The following is a 14,516-nucleotide window of genomic DNA, read 5'->3' on the forward strand; positions in this document are numbered from 1 at the left end:
GGAGATGGTCCGGTCCGGGCGGGGGTGGGGCAGGAAACCGGCCACCTTGGCGCGGCCGATACCCTGGGGGCGTGACGTTTCCGGTAGTCGGCATGGTCGGCGGGGGCCAGCTCGCTCGTATGACACACGAGGCAGGCATCCCGCTGGGCATCAGGTTCAAGCTCCTCAGTGACACCCCGCAGGACTCAGCTGCGCAGGTCGTGAGCGATGTCGTCGTCGGCGACTATCGCGACCTGGAGACGCTGCGAGCCTTCGCACGCGGGTGCGATGTGATCACCTTCGATCACGAACACGTACCCACCGAGCACCTCAGGGCCCTGGAGGCGGACGGCATCCCCGTGCGCCCCGGCCCCGACGCGCTTCAGCACGCCCAGGACAAGGGCGTGATGCGCGCGAGGCTCGACGCGATCGGCGTGCCCTGCCCCAGACACAGAATCGTTTCCGATCCGCAGGACGTGGCCGCCTTCGCGGCGGAGGGCGAAGGCTTCCCCGTCGTCCTCAAGACCGTCCGCGGCGGTTACGACGGCAAAGGCGTGTGGGTCGTCGACTCCGTCGAGGAGGCCGCCGACCCGTTCAAGGCCGGTGTCCCGGTGCTCGCCGAGGAGAAGGTCGACTTCGTCCGCGAGCTCGCCGCCAACGTCGTACGCTCCCCGCACGGCCAGGCCGTCGCCTACCCGGTCGTGGAGTCCCGCCAGGTCAACGGCGTCTGCGACACCGTCATCGCCCCGGCCCCGGACCTCGACGAGGGCCTGGCCCTGCGGGCCGAGGAGATGGCGCTGAACATCGCCAAGGAGCTCGGCGTCGTCGGGCACCTCGCCGTCGAGCTGTTCCAGACCCGCGACGGCCGCATCCTCGTCAACGAGCTGGCGATGCGCCCGCACAACTCCGGCCACTGGTCGATGGACGGCGCCGTCACCAGCCAGTTCGCCAACCACGTCCGGGCGGTCCTGGACCTGCCCCTGGGCGACCCGCGCCCGCGCGCGAAGTGGACGGTCATGGTCAACGTCCTCGGCGGCGACTACCCGGACATGTACTCCGCGTACCTGCACTGCATGGCCCGCGACCCCCAGCTCAAGATCCACATGTACGGCAAGGACGTGAAGCCCGGCCGCAAGGTCGGTCACGTCAACACCTACGGCGACGACCTGGACGACGTGCTGGAGCGCGCCCGTCACGCAGCCGGCTACCTGAGAGGCACCATCACCGAATGAGCCCTGTTGTTGGCATCGTCATGGGGTCGGACAGCGACTGGCCCGTCATGGAGGCCGCCGCCAAGGCCCTCGACGAGTTCGAGATCGCCTACGAGGTCGACGTCGTCTCCGCGCACCGCATGCCGCGCGAGATGGTCGCGTACGGCGAGCAGGCCGACGAGCGCGGGCTCAAGGTGATCATCGCCGGGGCCGGCGGCGCCGCCCACCTGCCCGGCATGCTCGCCTCCGTGACACCGCTGCCGGTCATCGGCGTGCCCGTGCCGCTGAAGTACCTCGACGGCATGGACTCCCTGCTGTCGATCGTGCAGATGCCGGCCGGTGTCCCGGTCGCCACGGTCTCCGTCGCCGGCGCCCGCAACGCCGGTCTGCTCGCGGCCCGCATCCTCGCCGCGCACGACGACGAGCTGCGCGCCCGCATGCGCGAGTTCCAGCAGGAGCTCAACGACCAGGCCACCGAGAAGGGCAAGCGCCTGCGCTCCAAGGTCGAGGGCTCGGGCGGTTTCGGCTTCGGCGCGGGGAAGTGACGCCGATGACCTCCGTGGCGGCGGTCCGGGAACTCCTCGGCGAGTTCCCGGTCGTCGACGGGCACAACGACCTGCCCTGGGCGCTGCGCGAGCAGGTCCGCTACGACCTCGACGCCCGCGATGTCGCCGCCGACCAGAGCGCCCACCTGCACACCGACATCCCGCGGCTGCGCGCGGGCGGGGTCGGCGCGCAGTACTGGTCGGTGTACGTCCGCACGGACCTGCCCGACCCGGTCGCCGCCACGCTCGAACAGATCGACTGTGTACGGCAGTTGATCGACCGCCACCCGGAGGACCTGCGGCCCGCGCTGACGGCCGCCGACATGGAGGCCGCGCGCCGGGAGGGCCGGATCGCCTCCCTCATGGGCGCGGAGGGCGGCCACTCCATCGCCAACTCCCTGGGCACCCTGCGGGGTCTGTACGGGCTGGGCGTGCGCTATCTGACGCTCACCCACAACGACAACGTGGACTGGGCGGACTCCGCGACCGACGAGCCCAGGGCCGGCGGCCTCACCGCGTTCGGCCGGGAGGTCGTGCGGGAGATGAACCGGCTCGGCATGCTCGTCGACCTCTCGCACGTGGCCGCGACGACCATGCGTGACGCGCTCGACACCAGCTCCGCCCCGGTGATCTTCTCCCACTCCTCGGCGCGGGCCGTGTGCGACCACCCGCGCAACGTCCCGGACGACGTCCTGGAGCGGCTGCCCGGAAACGGCGGCATGGCCATGGTGACGTTCGTGCCGAAGTTCGTGCTCCAGGCCGCCGTCGACTGGACGGCCGCAGCCGACGACAACATGCGCGCCCACGGCTTCCACCACCTCGACACCACGGCACAGGCCATGAAGGTCCACCGCGCCTTCGAGGAGCGGCACCCGCGCCCGGTCGCCACCGTCTCCACGGTCGCCGACCACCTGGACCACATGCGCGAGGCGGCCGGCATCGACCACCTCGGCATCGGCGGCGACTACGACGGCACGGCCTTCACCCCCGACGGCCTGGACGACGTCTCCGGCTACCCGAACCTGATCGCGGAGCTCCTGGACCGCGGCTGGTCCAAGGCCGACCTGGCGAAGCTGACCTGGAAGAACGCGGTCCGGGTGCTGGACGCGGCGGAGGAGGTGGCACGCGGGCTTCAGGCCACGCGGTCGCCGTCCAACGCGACGATCGAGTCGCTCGACGGCTGAGCGTCGAGGGCGGGGTAGTCGGTGTAGCCGGTCGCCCCGCCCACGTACATGAAGTACCGGTCGCGCATCGCGTTCAGGGGCGCCCCGAGCCGCAGCCGCGTCACCAGGTCCGGGTTGGCGAGGAAGGGCCGGCCGAGGGCGATCAGATCGGCACCGGCGGCCAGCAGCTCCTCGGACGCCCGGAGCACACCGTCCGTGGAGATCTCCTTCAGCACCGGGTTGGCCACGATCACCCCGGGCCAGCCGGCGCGGACCGCGCGGTACACCGCCGTGTCCGGGTCGGCGTACCCCAGGTGCAGATAGGCGAGCCCCAGCCCGCCGAGCCGCTCGGCGAGCGCCGGGTAGATCTCCTCCGTCTCGCCCTCCTCGATGCCGTTGACGGTGTTGCCGGGGGAGACCCTCAGACCCACCCGCTGCGCGCCGATCTCGGCGGCCACGGCCTCGGTCACCTCGGCGGTGAACCGGATCCGGGCGGCGACCGGTCCGCCGTAGCCGTCGGTGCGGAGGTTGGTGTTGCGGGCGAGGAACTGGTGCAGCAGATGGCCGTTGGCGGAGTGCACCTCCACGCCCTCGAACCCGGCGTCCAGCGCGTTGCGGGCGGCCTTCGCGAAGTCCGCGACGGTGGTGCGGATGTCCTCGGCGGTCATCTCCCGCGGCACCGGGGCCGGCCGGTGCCCCTCCGGCGTGAAGATCGTCTCGGGGAGCGGGACGGGCGAGGGGGCGACCGGGGTGAGCCCGCTGGTCGCCGGGTGGCCGACCCGGCCGCCGTGCTGGAGCTGGAGGAACATCCGTCCGCCCGCCTCCCGCACGGCGTCCGTGACCCGCCGCCAGCCGGCCACGTGCGCCGGGCTGTGGGCGGCGGTGATGTTCGGGTACGTCTGCCCGACCGCGTTCGGTGTCGCGGCCTCGGCGATGATCAGCCCGGCGGAGGCGCGCTGGGCGTAGTACGTGGCCATGAGCGGGGTCGGGGTTCCGTCGGTCTCGGCCCGGTTGCGGGTCAGGGGTGCCATCACGAGGCGGTTGGGCAGGTCCAGCCCGGGGAGACGAGCCGGGGCGAAGAGTGCTGTCGTGTGCTGCGTCATGCCCGTACGCTAAAACCTGACACCCATGTCAGAATCAAGCCCGGGAGTGGCACGTGCGGATCGGTGAACTGGCGCGGCGCACCCATGTCAGCGAGCGGTCGCTGCGCTACTACGAGAAGCAGGGGATGCTCACGGCCGAGCGGACGCCCGGCGGGCACCGGGAGTACCCGGAGGCGGCCGTGGACCGGGTCATCCGGATCCAGGAGCTGTTCGCGGCGGGGCTGTGCAGCGAGAAGATCGTCCAGCTGCTGCCGTGCATGCGGGACTCGGACGGCGGGCCCTCCCTCCGCGCCACGCCCCGCCTGGTCGCCGAGCTCACGGCCGAGCGCGCCCGCATCGACCGGATGATCGCCGACCTGATCCGCTCCCGGGACACCCTGGACCAGGTGATCGAGGCGGCCCGGCTGCCCTGAGGGGGAGCGCCGATACGAGCCGGGGCCCGTACTCCGAACGCCCCGCCCACCAGGAACGCCCCGGCGCTCCGTGCGACGGTGACCGTACCTCACGAACGACCGTACGGAGCCGCTATGGCAGACCTCCAGGACGACCTGCGCCCCACCGCCGCGGCCGGTGAGTTCGACGACCTGTCCGAGCCGTACCCCGACGAGGCCGTCATCAGGGCGGACCCTGCGGAGCCCTATGAGCCCGTCTCCGACCCGGACGACGCGCCGATGACCCGGGCCCACGCCATCCTCGCCGCCTACCCCGTCGCCGATGGCTTCAACGGACTGCCCTGGGAGCTCAAGCGCCTGCCCTACTACGACCTGGAGGAGGGCGAGAGCACTGTCGGCACGGACGTGCCGCGCCTGCGCCGCGGGCATGTGGGCGCGCTGTTCTGGTCGCTGCACCTGCCCGAGGGCCTGGACGGCGATCGGGCCGTCGGCGCCACCCTGGAGCAGCTGGACCTGGCCAGGACCATCGCCCGGAGCTGCGAGGAGGGACTGCGGCCGGCCTGTTCGGCGGGGCAGGTCGCGGACGCCCGCAACTGCGGTCGCGTCGCCGTGCTCCTCGGTCCCGCCGGGGCCCCGGCCGTGGGCGACTCGCTGGGCATCCTGCGCCAGCTGCACCTCCTCGGCCTGCGCGTGCTGACCCTGACCGGGGTGTCCTGGGCGAGCGACGCGGGGCTGACGCGGTTCGGCGAGGAGGTCGTGCGCGAGATGAACCGGATCGGCGTGATCGCGGACCTCTCCGGTGCCTCCGAGCCGACCGTCCGCCGGGTGCTGAGCCTCTCCCGGGCACCCGTGCTGTTCAGCCGCTCCGCCGCCCGGGCGCTGCGCCCCCACCCGGTCAACCTCCCCGACGACCTGCTGGCGGAGCTGGGCGCGGCCAAGGGGCTGTGCATGGTGCCGCTGACCGCCGAGCAGACCGGCCCGAGCGTCCGCGACGTCGCCGACCACCTCGACCACATCCGGGGCGTGGCCGGGGCGCAGTGCGTCGGGCTGTCCGGAACGTACGACTCGGGCTCCGCCCACCCGCAGGGGCTCGGGGACGTCTCCTGCTATCCGCGGCTGATCGCCGAGCTGCTGCGACGCGGCTGGGCCGAGGCCGATGTGGCCCTGCTGGCCTGGGGCAACGTCCAGCGGGTGCTGCGCGGGGCCGACTTCACCGCCCGGGCCGCCCAGCAGCGACGCGAGCCGTCGAGGGCGACCATCTCCGAGCTGGACGGGTGACCCGGCGGGTGACTCAGGCGGTGTGCTCGATCCGGCACAGGCAGAAGGGATGCCCGACCGGGTCGGCGTACACCCGGAATTCCTTCTTCTCGTAGTCCTCCCGGTCCAGCACCCGCGCCCCCAGCGCCAGCACCCGCTCCTCGGCCGCGTCGATCTCCTCCCAGGTCGACCCGCCGTCGAAGTCCAGGTGGAACTGCTGGGCGTTGCGGTCGGACCGGGGCCACTCCGGCGGGGTGTACCCGGGCGAGCGCTGGAAGGCGAGCCGCGGCCCGTCGGGGATCCGCAGCACCACCCAGTCGGGGTCGTCGTCCTCGGGCGTGCCGCCCCCGACCTGCGCGTAGAAACGGGCCAGCGCGCGTGGGTCGGGGCAGTCGACGACGACCGAACGGAAACGTGCCACTGCGGGCATGGGGCCTCCCGGTGTCAGCTGGCGCAGAGGCAGAACGGGTGCCCGGCCGGGTCGGCGTAAACCCGGAACGTCCGCGTCCGGTCCTCGGCGTCGAGCGGCTTCGCGCCGAGCGCCAGCACGCCCTTCTCGGCGGTGTCCAGGTCCTCCACGACCAGGTCGAGATGGAACTGCTGCGAGCCGTCGGGCGACGGCCACGTCGGCGGCACGTACCCGGGGGACTCCTGGAAGGCCAGGGCCGCTCCGCCCGGCACCTTCAGGTCGACCCACTCGCCCGAGTCGTCGGCCTCCACCGTGGGAGTGCCGCCGAGCACCTCGGCGTAGAAACCGGCCAGTGCGCGCGGGTCGGGACAGTCCAGGACGACGACACCCAGCTTGGCCAGAGCCATGACTTCCTCCTTGAAGCGGCTGGTACCTTCACGGCTGTTACCTTCATGGACCGGGTAACCGGTAACCGTTACTGCATGCTCCCGCATTGGCGGTAACCTCGCAAGGGGAAACGCGAGAGGTACGGTCCAGCCATGACGGAGAGAGCGCCCGCGCCCGGCGGCCTGGCCCTGGTCGAGGCCCTGGTGAACACGCTGGACATCGAGTCGGGCGCCGACTCGCTGGACACGGCGCAGGGCCGGGCCCGCTTCGGGATCACCCGGGACGAGGTGGAGGAGGCCCGGGCCCTGCGTGAGTCCCTGCGCGTGGTCCTGCTCGCCCACGCGGGCCACCCGCCGCACCGCGAGGTGACCCCGCTGGGCGACCTGCTGGCCGGGGCGCCGCTGCTGGTGGAGGTCGACGGGCGGGACGGCTCGGCGGCCCTCGCCCCGGCCGACGAGGGCCCCCTGCTCTCCCGTGTCGCGGCCGCCGTCGCCGAGGCGCTCGTCGCCGGCACCTGGAGCAGACTCAAGGCCTGCGAGGCCGCCGACTGCCTCTGGGCGTACTACGACCGCAGCCCGGCCGGCCGGGGCCGCTGGTGCTCGATGCAGGTCTGCGGGGCCCGGGCGAAGATGCGCCGCTACCGGGCGAAGGGCTGATTACGCTTCCTCCTCCCGAGGCGGCCGGGGCGCCGACGCCCGGGAGCCGACCAGGAGCAGGCACAGCACCGCCACACCGGCCACGATCCCGGTCAGTACGAGCAGCGGGTCGAGGGGGCGGGTGGACGAGGCGGCCGTCTGGGTCTGCGGCTGCTGCGCGGCCTGTGCGGCCGGGGACGGGGGTGCCGGCGGTGACTGGCCCGCGGCCGCCGGGGAGGTGGTGGAAGACGGCGACGAGGACGGCATGCGCGTCGTCGGCGTGCCGCCGCCCGGCGTGGTGCGGCTCGGCGCGGTCGGCCGGTGTCCCGAGGAGGAGCCGGTGTGCTCGTGCGCCGTCGGTGCCGCCGCCGTGGTCGCCGGTGCCGCCGCACGGACCGTGATCCCGGCCGTCATGTTCGGGTGGACGGTGCAGACGTAGCCGTACGACCCGGCCGTGGTGAACGTGAAGCTCCAGCTCTGCCCCTTGTCGAGCATCGGGGAGTGGATCGAGACCGGGCCCGAGGTGGTCTTCACGTCGTGCGGCGCCGTGTCCTGGTTGGTCCAGGTCACGGTGGACCCGGCCGGGACGCTCAGGCTCGCGGGCGAGAAGGCGTACCCCTTCATCGTCACGCTGTACGAGGCCGCCGACGCCTGCCCGGCCGGCAGCAGCAAAAGTGCGAGGAGCGTGAGGACGGCGGACACGGCGGCACCCCGGGCCGTCCGCCGGGCCGCCCTCACGCGAACTCCGCCCCGACCAGCAGCCGCAGCCGGGTGGCCGGCCGGTGCCACGGCAGCCGGAACCCCGTGGCGCGGCGCAGCAGCCGGTACGGCAGCCGGGCGTGGCCCACGACGAGCAGCCGGTCGTCGGCCCGCTCGACCACCCGCAGCCGCATCAGGACGGGGAAGCCGGCGCCGTCCAGGTCGAGGTCGCCGGTGAGCTGGAGACGGCCGTGGACCTCGTCGACCTGCTCCGAGGTGAGCACGGCGGAGAGCCGGCGGTCGTCGAACACGTAGCGGAACGAGGGGTGTTCGGCGTCCTCCGGCACGGTGAGGGACGCCTCGCCGAGTGTGATGCGGCGGCGCAGCACCGGCAGCGGTCCGCACCAGGCGGTGAGTTCGGTGAGCGAGCGGCCGGGGGACACGGTGTACCGGCCGGGCAGCGGCAGCCGGCGGCGGGCGCCGTCGAGCGACAGTGGCGGGGGAGGGACGGTGGGCAGGGTGACGGTCGTCATCCCGGTCTCCTTGGAAGGCGGTTCCCGAAGCATGGTGAGGGCGTGGAGAATGGAGCGGGCGCCGCTCCGGCCGGCTGAGCCCCGGCCGGAGCGGCGTCCTCCTGCTGTCGCGGACGGCGTCAGCAGTTGCTGGTGAGGAAGTCCGTCGTGGGCTTGAGCAGCTGCCCGGCCCAGACCGTGTGCGTCTTCACGTAAGCGTCCGGGTTCAGCAGATCGGTGACCTGCTGTCCGGGCGACTCCTCCAGGTGCGCCTTGTTGATGTGGTTCAGCAGCACACCGAGCGTGTCGTCGAGCACCGAACCGCCGTCCGCGACAGCGGGCTTGAGGATGCTCTCGACCCACACCGTGTGCGTCTTGAGGTACGAGTCGAGCGCCAGCGCATCCTGCACCTGCTGCCCCGGCGACCGCTCCAGGTGCGCCGTGTAGAGGTGCTGGAGGATCGGAAGCAGCTCGTTCTGCACGCTGGCGCACTGCTTGTCGCCGCCGCCCGAGCCACCTGAGCCGCCCGAGCCGGTGCCGCCCGTGGGGGCCGGGCCGGCGGTGGGTGCGGTGGTCGGTGCGTGCGTGGGGGCGGGACCGGCCGTGGGCGTGCCCGTGGGAGCCGTCGTCGGGGCGGGCGTCGACCCGCCACCGCCGCCGGCTTCGACGACCTTCACCGAGCTGGTCATGTCCGGGTGCACCGCGCAGTAGTACTCGTAGGTCCCGGCCTTTTTGAAGGTGTACGACCAGGAGTCGCCCTGCTCCAGCGTCCCCGAGTCGAACTTCACCGGGGCCTTGGTGGTGGTGACCGTGTGCGGCACGCTGTCGTGGTTGGTCCACCGCACGGTCTGGCCGACCTCGACGACGAGCTGCTTCCCGTCGCCGAACTTGTTGCCCATGATGTCGACCTGGTGGTCGGCCTTGGCGGCGGCGGGCCGTGCCTCGGCGGCGGCCACGGGCGCCTGAGCCGCGCCCGTGACCTGCTCCGAGTCGGCCGAGGAACCGGAGACCGCGCTCAACAGCCCGAGGCTGAGCACGGCGGCCAGCGCCGCACCGAGCCCGGCGACCAGCAGACCCCGGTTCCCGGCGGGCGGCCTGCGCCGCTCCTGACCGGTCTCGTCGCTCTCGTTCTTTCGTTTCACTTCTGCTCCTTGTGCTTTTTGGGGGAGTTCAGCGGCCGGGGTCGGCCGTGACCAGCAGACTCGTCACGGCGAGCACGACGAGGACCAGCCCCGTCTCGGCCGCGACCGAGTAACCGAAGGGCCGCACGGTGGCGGCGTCGCCGCGCAGCAGCACGGCGAGATCGAGGCGGGTGCGCACCCACTGGCGGCTCGCGAACGCGGCGAGCAGGACGGCCGCGAGCACGCCCGTCTTCAGCAGGAGGAGATGCCCGTACGAGGTGTGCAGCAGGGCGTCGTACGACCCCACCACCTGCCAGGCGAGGACCAGCCCGGCACCGACGATCCCGGCGACACTCACCGCCGCGAGCCGTGAGTAACCCGGCACCACCACCGCCAGCTCCCGGGCTCGCCGGCGCGGCAGCACGGCCAGCGCGAGCACGGCCAGCCCGCCGATCCACAGCGAGGCGCCGAGCAGGTGGACGAAGTCGGCGACGGCACCCCACGCGGGCTCGGTGCCCTCGGAGCTGTGGCCCGTCATGCCGGTCGTCCGCAGCAGACCGAACGTCACCGCGAGGGCGCCCACCCGCCAGCCCGGGGAGCGGGAGGTGCCGGCCCCGCCCTGGAGCAGGGCGCCGAGCACCACGGCCGCCAGTACCCACACCAGAGCGCGGGCGGCGAGCACGACCCCGGGCTCGGTGGTCAGCAGATCGGCGTAGGTCGCCGGGCGCAGCGCGTCCCGCAGTCCGCCGAGCGTGCCGTAGGCGCCCTGGAGGCCGATGCTCGCGACGGTGGCGAGCAGTCCGACCGTCCAGGCGAGCACGAGCAGCGCCCGGGACCGCGGCTCCTGCGCGCCGCGCGGCCACAGCAGCACGACGAAGGCGAGACCGCCGACGAACAGGGCCAGCGCGAGATAGCCCGCCCAGCGGGCGGCGACGAGGGCCTTGCGCAGCGAGGGGGCGGGAGTGGGGGCGGCTGCCTCGTCGCCGCCCGGCTTGGCGGCCGGTGTGCCGACGGTGAAGCCGATCCGGCCGGACGAGGCGTGCCCGTCCTCCGCGTCGACGACGGACCACATGACGGCGAGTTCACCGTGCTCCTTGGCGGGAAGCGCGACCCGCACGGCCGCGGCCCCGCCGCCCGGCGTACGGGACACCGGCAGCCGGTCGCCGCCCACCGTCAGCACACGGACGTCGTCGAGGTCGACGGCCTCGTCGAAGGTGAGGGCGAGGTGCCCGGGGTTCTTCTTCAGGTCCGCCCCGTCCTTCGGGGAGGAGGAGACGAGTTCGGTGTGGGCGAAGGCGGCCTGGGGCGCTCCGGCCAGGACGTAGAGGAGCGGGGTGAGCAGGAGCAGCAGCAGGGCGCGTCGGACGGTCGTGGTCACGGGGTCGCCTCCGGCCGGGGGGACGCGATACCGCCGAGGAGAGAGCCGGCCGGGGCCAGGCCGACACAGGGGGAGGGCTGTGGCGCGGGCGTCTCGCCTCCGCCGTCGAGCAGCCCGAACGCGGGCTCGGTGAGCCCGCCGAGGAGCGGTTGGACGAGGGTGACCTCGCCGTCCTCGCAGGTGTCGCCGTCGGCCGGGGCGGACCCCGACGGGGTGGGCGTGGGTGTGGGGGAGGGGGAACCGGTGCCGGGGCTCGTGCCGGGGCTCGTGCCGGAGGGCGGGGAGGGCGTGTGGCCGGTGTGGCCAAAACCGCCCGCGCCGCCGGTGCCGTATCCGGGGCCCGCGCCGATTCCGCCGTATCCGGGCATCGGGGCGTCACCAAGGGGGACTTGGCCCGCACCGGTACCCGGATCCGCTGCGCCGGGGCCGCCCGGCGCGGCCGGCGCGGTGGCCGCGGGCGGTGCTGCGGGGGGAGCGGCGGTCTGGGTGCTGCCGGCGGCGAAGGGGGTACCGATGCCCGACGCGTAACCCAGCACGATGACCACGGCGCCGACGAGCGCGCCGGCCACCAACTCGTCGCGGTGATCCCGCGGCCACTCCGCCCGGGAGAACAAGGGCATGGGGCACTCCTGGCATGGTCAGGTCAACCAAATGGAAGGTGTGGCGAATGACGACCAGTGGAGTGGAAGGGGGATTCCGCGCAACTACGCGTCGGTTAATCGATTGTTGCCTGCCCCTCTCTCCCGATGGAGCGGTCAGTGAGAACGGTCGATTCCGCGTACTGCTCGAATAAAATTCGAACTCATATGGGGGATATGGAGGATGACGGCGTATGCCGAGGCAGGAAGGGACTTCCGGCCCTCCGGAGGCCCGCCCTGGGCACAGCCTCGGCGCGGTCCTTCACCGATTCCGCGAGAATTCCCGAATCCCCCGCAAAGCCGTCAGGAATTCACAGAACCCCGACCGAATTCGAGAGACCGACCGCACCCGGGTCATCGGCTCAGGCGGTCGGCCGCCCCATCGCCCGGTACGTCCACCCGGCCTTGCGCCAGAGCTCCGGGTCGAGGGCGTTGCGGCCGTCGAGGATGACCCGGGCCGCCGCGACCTCGCCGAGGGCCTCCGCGTCCAGCTCGCGGAACTCCCGCCACTCCGTCAGGTGCAGCACGATGTCGGCGCCCCGCACCGCCTCCAGCGCCGAGTCGGCGTAGCCGAGGGTCGGGAAGACGCGGCGGGCGTTGTCCATGCCCTTGGGGTCGAAGACCGTGACCTGGCCGCCCTGGAGGTGGATCTGCCCGGCGACGTTCAGCGCGGGGGAGTCCCGGACGTCGTCCGAGTCGGGCTTGAAGGTCGCGCCCAGGACCGCGACGCGCTTGCCGAGGAACGGCCCGCCGCCCAGCGCCTGCCGGGTCAGCTCGACCATCTGCCCGCGCTGGCGCATGTTGATGGAGTCGATCTCCCGCAGGAAGGTCAGCGCCTGGTCCGCGCCCAGCTCACCGGCCCGCGCCATGAACGCCCGGATGTCCTTCGGCAGACAGCCGCCGCCGAAGCCGATCCCGGCCCGCAGGAACTTCTTGCCGATCCGGTCGTCGTAGCCGATGGCCTCCGCCAGCTTGGCCACGTCACCGCCCGCGGCCTCGCACACCTCGGCCATGGCGTTGATGAAGGAGATCTTGGTGGCGAGGAAGGAGTTCGCGGAGGTCTTCACCAGCTCGGCGGTCGGGAAGTCCGTCACCACGAACGGCGAACTCTCGGCGATCGGCGTGGCGTACACCTCGCGCAGCACCTTCTCGGCCCGCTCGCTGCGCACCCCCACCACGATCCGGTCGGGGTGCAGCGTGTCGTTGACGGCGAAGCCCTCGCGCAGGAACTCCGGGTTCCACGCCAGCTCGGCGTCCTCGCCGGCCGGCGCGTGCGCGGACAGGTAGGCCGCCAGCCGGTCGGCGGTGCCGACGGGCACGGTCGACTTGCCGACGACCAGGGCGGGACCGTGCAGATGCGGCGCGAGCGAGGCGAACGCGGAGTCGACGTAACTCATGTCGGAGGCGTACTCGCCGTGCCGCTGCGGCGTGTTCACGCAGACGAAGTGCACATCGCCGAACGCGCCGACCTCGGCCCAGTCCTGAGTGAAGCGCAGCCGCCCGCTGGCGCCCTCGAAACCGGCGACATGCCTGCGCAGCAACTCGTCGAGCCCCGGCTCGTACATCGGGGCCTCTCCGCGCTCCAGCTTCTCGATCTTCTCGGGCACGACGTCGAGGGCGAGCACCTCGAAGCCGAGCTCGGCCATGGCCGCGGCGTGTGTCGCGCCGAGATAACCGGTGCCGATCACGGTGATCTTCAGGGCCATGGGGTGCTCCAGGGGTCTACGGCAGGTGCGCGCCCGAGCATATCCGGGGCATGGCAGCGCGCTTCACTGGGCAACTTTCCCGCTGTCGTCCAGGTCACGTATCCCTCCCGTGGGTGACCCCATAAACTTTGATTACTTAACGGTAGTTAGCGCCACCATCGCAGCGTTTTGGAGCGTGAGAGACCTTGGCCGGATCGGCTGACTTCGACCTGTACCGCCCGTCCGAGGAGCACGACATGCTCCGCGACGCCGTCCGCTCACTGGCCGAGGCGAAGATCGCGCCGTACGCCGCCGCGGTGGACGAGGAGGCCCGCTTCCCGCAGGAGGCGCTCCAGGCGCTGGTCGCGAACGACCTGCACGCCGTGCACGTACCCGAGGAGTACGGCGGCTCGGGCGCCGACGCCCTGGCGACCGTCATAGTGATCGAGGAAGTCGCGCGTGTCTGCGCCTCCTCCTCCCTCATCCCCGCGGTGAACAAGCTGGGCTCGCTCCCGGTGATCCTCTCCGGCTCCGAGGAGCTGAAGAAGAAGTACATGGCCCCGCTCGCCAAGGGCGACGGCATGTTCTCGTACTGCCTGTCCGAGCCGGACGCCGGCTCGGATGCCGCCGGCATGAAGACGAAGGCCGTCCGCGACGGCGACCACTGGATCCTCAACGGCGTGAAGCGCTGGATCACCAACGCGGGCGAGTCCGAGTACTACACGGTCATGGCGGTGACGGACCCGGCCAAGCGCTCCAAGGGCATCTCCGCCTTCGTCGTCGAGAAGTCGGACCAGGGCGTCTCCTTCGGCGCCCCGGAGAAGAAGCTCGGCATCAAGGGCTCCCCGACCCGCGAGGTCTACCTCGACAACGTCCGCATCCCCGCCGACCGCATGATCGGCGAGGAGGGCACCGGCTTCGCCACGGCGATGAAGACCCTCGACCACACCCGCATCACCATCGCCGCCCAGGCCCTCGGCATCGCCCAGGGCGCCCTCGACTACGCCAAGGGCTACGTCAAGGAGCGCAAGCAGTTCGGCAAGCCGATCGCCGACTTCCAGGGCATCCAGTTCATGCTCGCCGACATGGCCATGAAGATCTCGGCCGCCCGCGCCCTGACCTACCAGGCCGCAGCCGCCTCCGAGCGCGGCGACGCCGACCTCACCTACCTGGGCGCCGCCGCCAAGTGCTTCGCCTCGGACACGGCGATGGAGGTCACCACGGACGCGGTCCAGCTCCTCGGCGGGTACGGCTACACCCGCGACTACCCGGTGGAGCGCATGATGCGCGACGCCAAGATCACGCAAATATACGAAGGTACGAACCAGGTCCAGCGCATCGTGATGGCCCGCAACCTTCCGTGACAGACCAGGGGACGAGCGAGTGGGCCTCCCGCCCCGGC

The 14,516-nt window shown here is 72.3% G+C and carries 16 protein-coding genes; 7 read left to right on the plus strand and 9 right to left on the minus strand.

The window, feature by feature from the left end:
- The first annotated feature begins 71 nt into the window (after positions 1–71).
- The 3 genes from ACFZDA_RS11475 to ACFZDA_RS11485 are packed head-to-tail and all read left to right on the plus strand — an operon-like array spanning position 72 to position 2,919.
- Positions 72–1,211 (plus strand): 5-(carboxyamino)imidazole ribonucleotide synthase, encoded by a 1,140-nt coding sequence (locus ACFZDA_RS11475; protein WP_391078406.1) that lies wholly within the window; start codon positions 72–74, stop codon positions 1,209–1,211.
- Entirely contained in the window at positions 1,208–1,735 is a 528-nt protein-coding gene (gene purE, locus ACFZDA_RS11480) for a 5-(carboxyamino)imidazole ribonucleotide mutase (RefSeq protein WP_307175588.1), read from the plus strand. The genes ACFZDA_RS11475 and purE overlap by 4 nt, the downstream gene beginning before the upstream one ends.
- 5 nt (positions 1,736–1,740) lie before the next feature.
- Positions 1,741–2,919, plus strand: coding sequence for a membrane dipeptidase (locus ACFZDA_RS11485; RefSeq protein ID WP_391078410.1), 1,179 nt, complete (start codon positions 1,741–1,743; stop codon positions 2,917–2,919).
- Here the strand turns inward: ACFZDA_RS11485 and ACFZDA_RS11490 are convergent.
- Entirely contained in the window at positions 2,868–4,001 is a 1,134-nt protein-coding gene (locus ACFZDA_RS11490; protein ID WP_391078413.1) for an alkene reductase, read from the minus strand. The two genes, ACFZDA_RS11485 and ACFZDA_RS11490, sit on opposite strands and share 52 nt — an antisense overlap.
- A 53-nt stretch (positions 4,002–4,054) precedes the next feature.
- Here ACFZDA_RS11490 and ACFZDA_RS11495 point away from each other — a divergent pair, with 53 nt between their 5' ends.
- Both ACFZDA_RS11495 and ACFZDA_RS11500 read left to right on the plus strand, forming a co-directional pair.
- Positions 4,055–4,414 (plus strand): MerR family transcriptional regulator, encoded by a 360-nt coding sequence (locus ACFZDA_RS11495; RefSeq protein WP_391078414.1) that lies wholly within the window; start codon positions 4,055–4,057, stop codon positions 4,412–4,414.
- A 114-nt stretch (positions 4,415–4,528) separates the two neighbouring features.
- Positions 4,529–5,671, plus strand: a complete 1,143-nt coding sequence (locus tag ACFZDA_RS11500; RefSeq protein WP_391078417.1) for a membrane dipeptidase — start codon at positions 4,529–4,531, stop codon at positions 5,669–5,671.
- Positions 5,672–5,684: 13 nt separating this feature from the next.
- Here ACFZDA_RS11500 and ACFZDA_RS11505 read toward each other — a convergent pair whose 3' ends face one another.
- A complete protein-coding gene (locus ACFZDA_RS11505; RefSeq protein ID WP_391078420.1) occupies positions 5,685–6,080 on the minus strand; it encodes a VOC family protein in 396 nt (131 codons plus the stop codon).
- A gap of 14 nt (positions 6,081–6,094) precedes the next feature.
- Entirely contained in the window at positions 6,095–6,466 is a 372-nt protein-coding gene (locus ACFZDA_RS11510; protein WP_391078423.1) for a VOC family protein, read from the minus strand.
- A gap of 132 nt (positions 6,467–6,598) precedes the next feature.
- Here ACFZDA_RS11510 and ACFZDA_RS11515 point away from each other — a divergent pair, with 132 nt between their 5' ends.
- Complete coding sequence (locus tag ACFZDA_RS11515) at positions 6,599–7,102, plus strand: CGNR zinc finger domain-containing protein (RefSeq protein WP_391078425.1); 504 nt, start codon at positions 6,599–6,601, stop codon at positions 7,100–7,102.
- Here the strand turns inward: ACFZDA_RS11515 and ACFZDA_RS11520 are convergent, their stop codons facing one another.
- From ACFZDA_RS11520 to ACFZDA_RS11545, 6 genes are all read right to left on the minus strand, one after another.
- Positions 7,103–7,783: a plastocyanin/azurin family copper-binding protein gene (locus ACFZDA_RS11520; RefSeq protein ID WP_391078427.1), complete on the minus strand. Its 681-nt coding sequence runs from the start codon at positions 7,781–7,783 to the stop codon at positions 7,103–7,105.
- Positions 7,784–7,815: 32 nt separating this feature from the next.
- Entirely contained in the window at positions 7,816–8,313 is a 498-nt protein-coding gene (locus ACFZDA_RS11525) for a hypothetical protein (protein ID WP_391078430.1), read from the minus strand.
- Between the two features lie 119 nt (positions 8,314–8,432).
- Positions 8,433–9,434, minus strand: coding sequence for a plastocyanin/azurin family copper-binding protein (locus ACFZDA_RS11530; RefSeq protein WP_391078432.1), 1,002 nt, complete (start codon positions 9,432–9,434; stop codon positions 8,433–8,435).
- Between the two features lie 28 nt (positions 9,435–9,462).
- Positions 9,463–10,791: a copper resistance protein CopC gene (locus ACFZDA_RS11535; protein ID WP_391078435.1), complete on the minus strand. Its 1,329-nt coding sequence runs from the start codon at positions 10,789–10,791 to the stop codon at positions 9,463–9,465.
- Positions 10,788–11,411, minus strand: a complete 624-nt coding sequence (locus ACFZDA_RS11540) for a hypothetical protein (protein ID WP_391078438.1) — start codon at positions 11,409–11,411, stop codon at positions 10,788–10,790. The genes ACFZDA_RS11535 and ACFZDA_RS11540 overlap by 4 nt, the downstream gene beginning before the upstream one ends.
- Before the next feature lie 380 nt (positions 11,412–11,791).
- Positions 11,792–13,135 carry a nucleotide sugar dehydrogenase gene (locus ACFZDA_RS11545; protein WP_391078441.1) on the minus strand — a complete coding sequence of 448 codons (1,344 nt, stop codon included), beginning with the start codon at positions 13,133–13,135 and terminating at the stop codon, positions 11,792–11,794.
- A 185-nt stretch (positions 13,136–13,320) separates the two neighbouring features.
- On the opposite strand from ACFZDA_RS11545, the gene ACFZDA_RS11550 reads away from it, so the two are divergent.
- Entirely contained in the window at positions 13,321–14,478 is a 1,158-nt protein-coding gene (locus ACFZDA_RS11550; RefSeq protein WP_391078445.1) for an acyl-CoA dehydrogenase family protein, read from the plus strand.
- The last annotated feature ends 38 nt before the right edge of the window (positions 14,479–14,516 follow it).

This window comes from Streptomyces sp. NPDC007991 (assembly GCF_042958445.1).
GTDB lineage: Bacteria > Actinomycetota > Actinomycetes > Streptomycetales > Streptomycetaceae > Streptomyces.

What these genes read in the sequence shown, in the direction of transcription:
- purE (WP_307175588.1), top strand. Translation starts at nt 1,208, where the DNA reads ATGAGCCCTGTTGTTGGCATCGTCATGGGGTCGGACAGCGACTGGCCC.
- ACFZDA_RS11510 (WP_391078423.1), bottom strand. Translation starts at nt 6,466, where the DNA reads ATGGCTCTGGCCAAGCTGGGTGTCGTCGTCCTGGACTGTCCCGACCCG.
- ACFZDA_RS11505 (WP_391078420.1), bottom strand. Translation starts at nt 6,080, where the DNA reads ATGCCCGCAGTGGCACGTTTCCGTTCGGTCGTCGTCGACTGCCCCGAC.
- ACFZDA_RS11515 (WP_391078425.1), top strand. Translation starts at nt 6,599, where the DNA reads ATGACGGAGAGAGCGCCCGCGCCCGGCGGCCTGGCCCTGGTCGAGGCC.
- ACFZDA_RS11490 (WP_391078413.1), bottom strand. Translation starts at nt 4,001, where the DNA reads ATGACGCAGCACACGACAGCACTCTTCGCCCCGGCTCGTCTCCCCGGG.
- ACFZDA_RS11485 (WP_391078410.1), top strand. Translation starts at nt 1,741, where the DNA reads ATGACCTCCGTGGCGGCGGTCCGGGAACTCCTCGGCGAGTTCCCGGTC.
- ACFZDA_RS11545 (WP_391078441.1), bottom strand. Translation starts at nt 13,135, where the DNA reads ATGGCCCTGAAGATCACCGTGATCGGCACCGGTTATCTCGGCGCGACA.
- ACFZDA_RS11540 (WP_391078438.1), bottom strand. Translation starts at nt 11,411, where the DNA reads ATGCCCTTGTTCTCCCGGGCGGAGTGGCCGCGGGATCACCGCGACGAG.
- ACFZDA_RS11500 (WP_391078417.1), top strand. Translation starts at nt 4,529, where the DNA reads ATGGCAGACCTCCAGGACGACCTGCGCCCCACCGCCGCGGCCGGTGAG.
- ACFZDA_RS11525 (WP_391078430.1), bottom strand. Translation starts at nt 8,313, where the DNA reads ATGACGACCGTCACCCTGCCCACCGTCCCTCCCCCGCCACTGTCGCTC.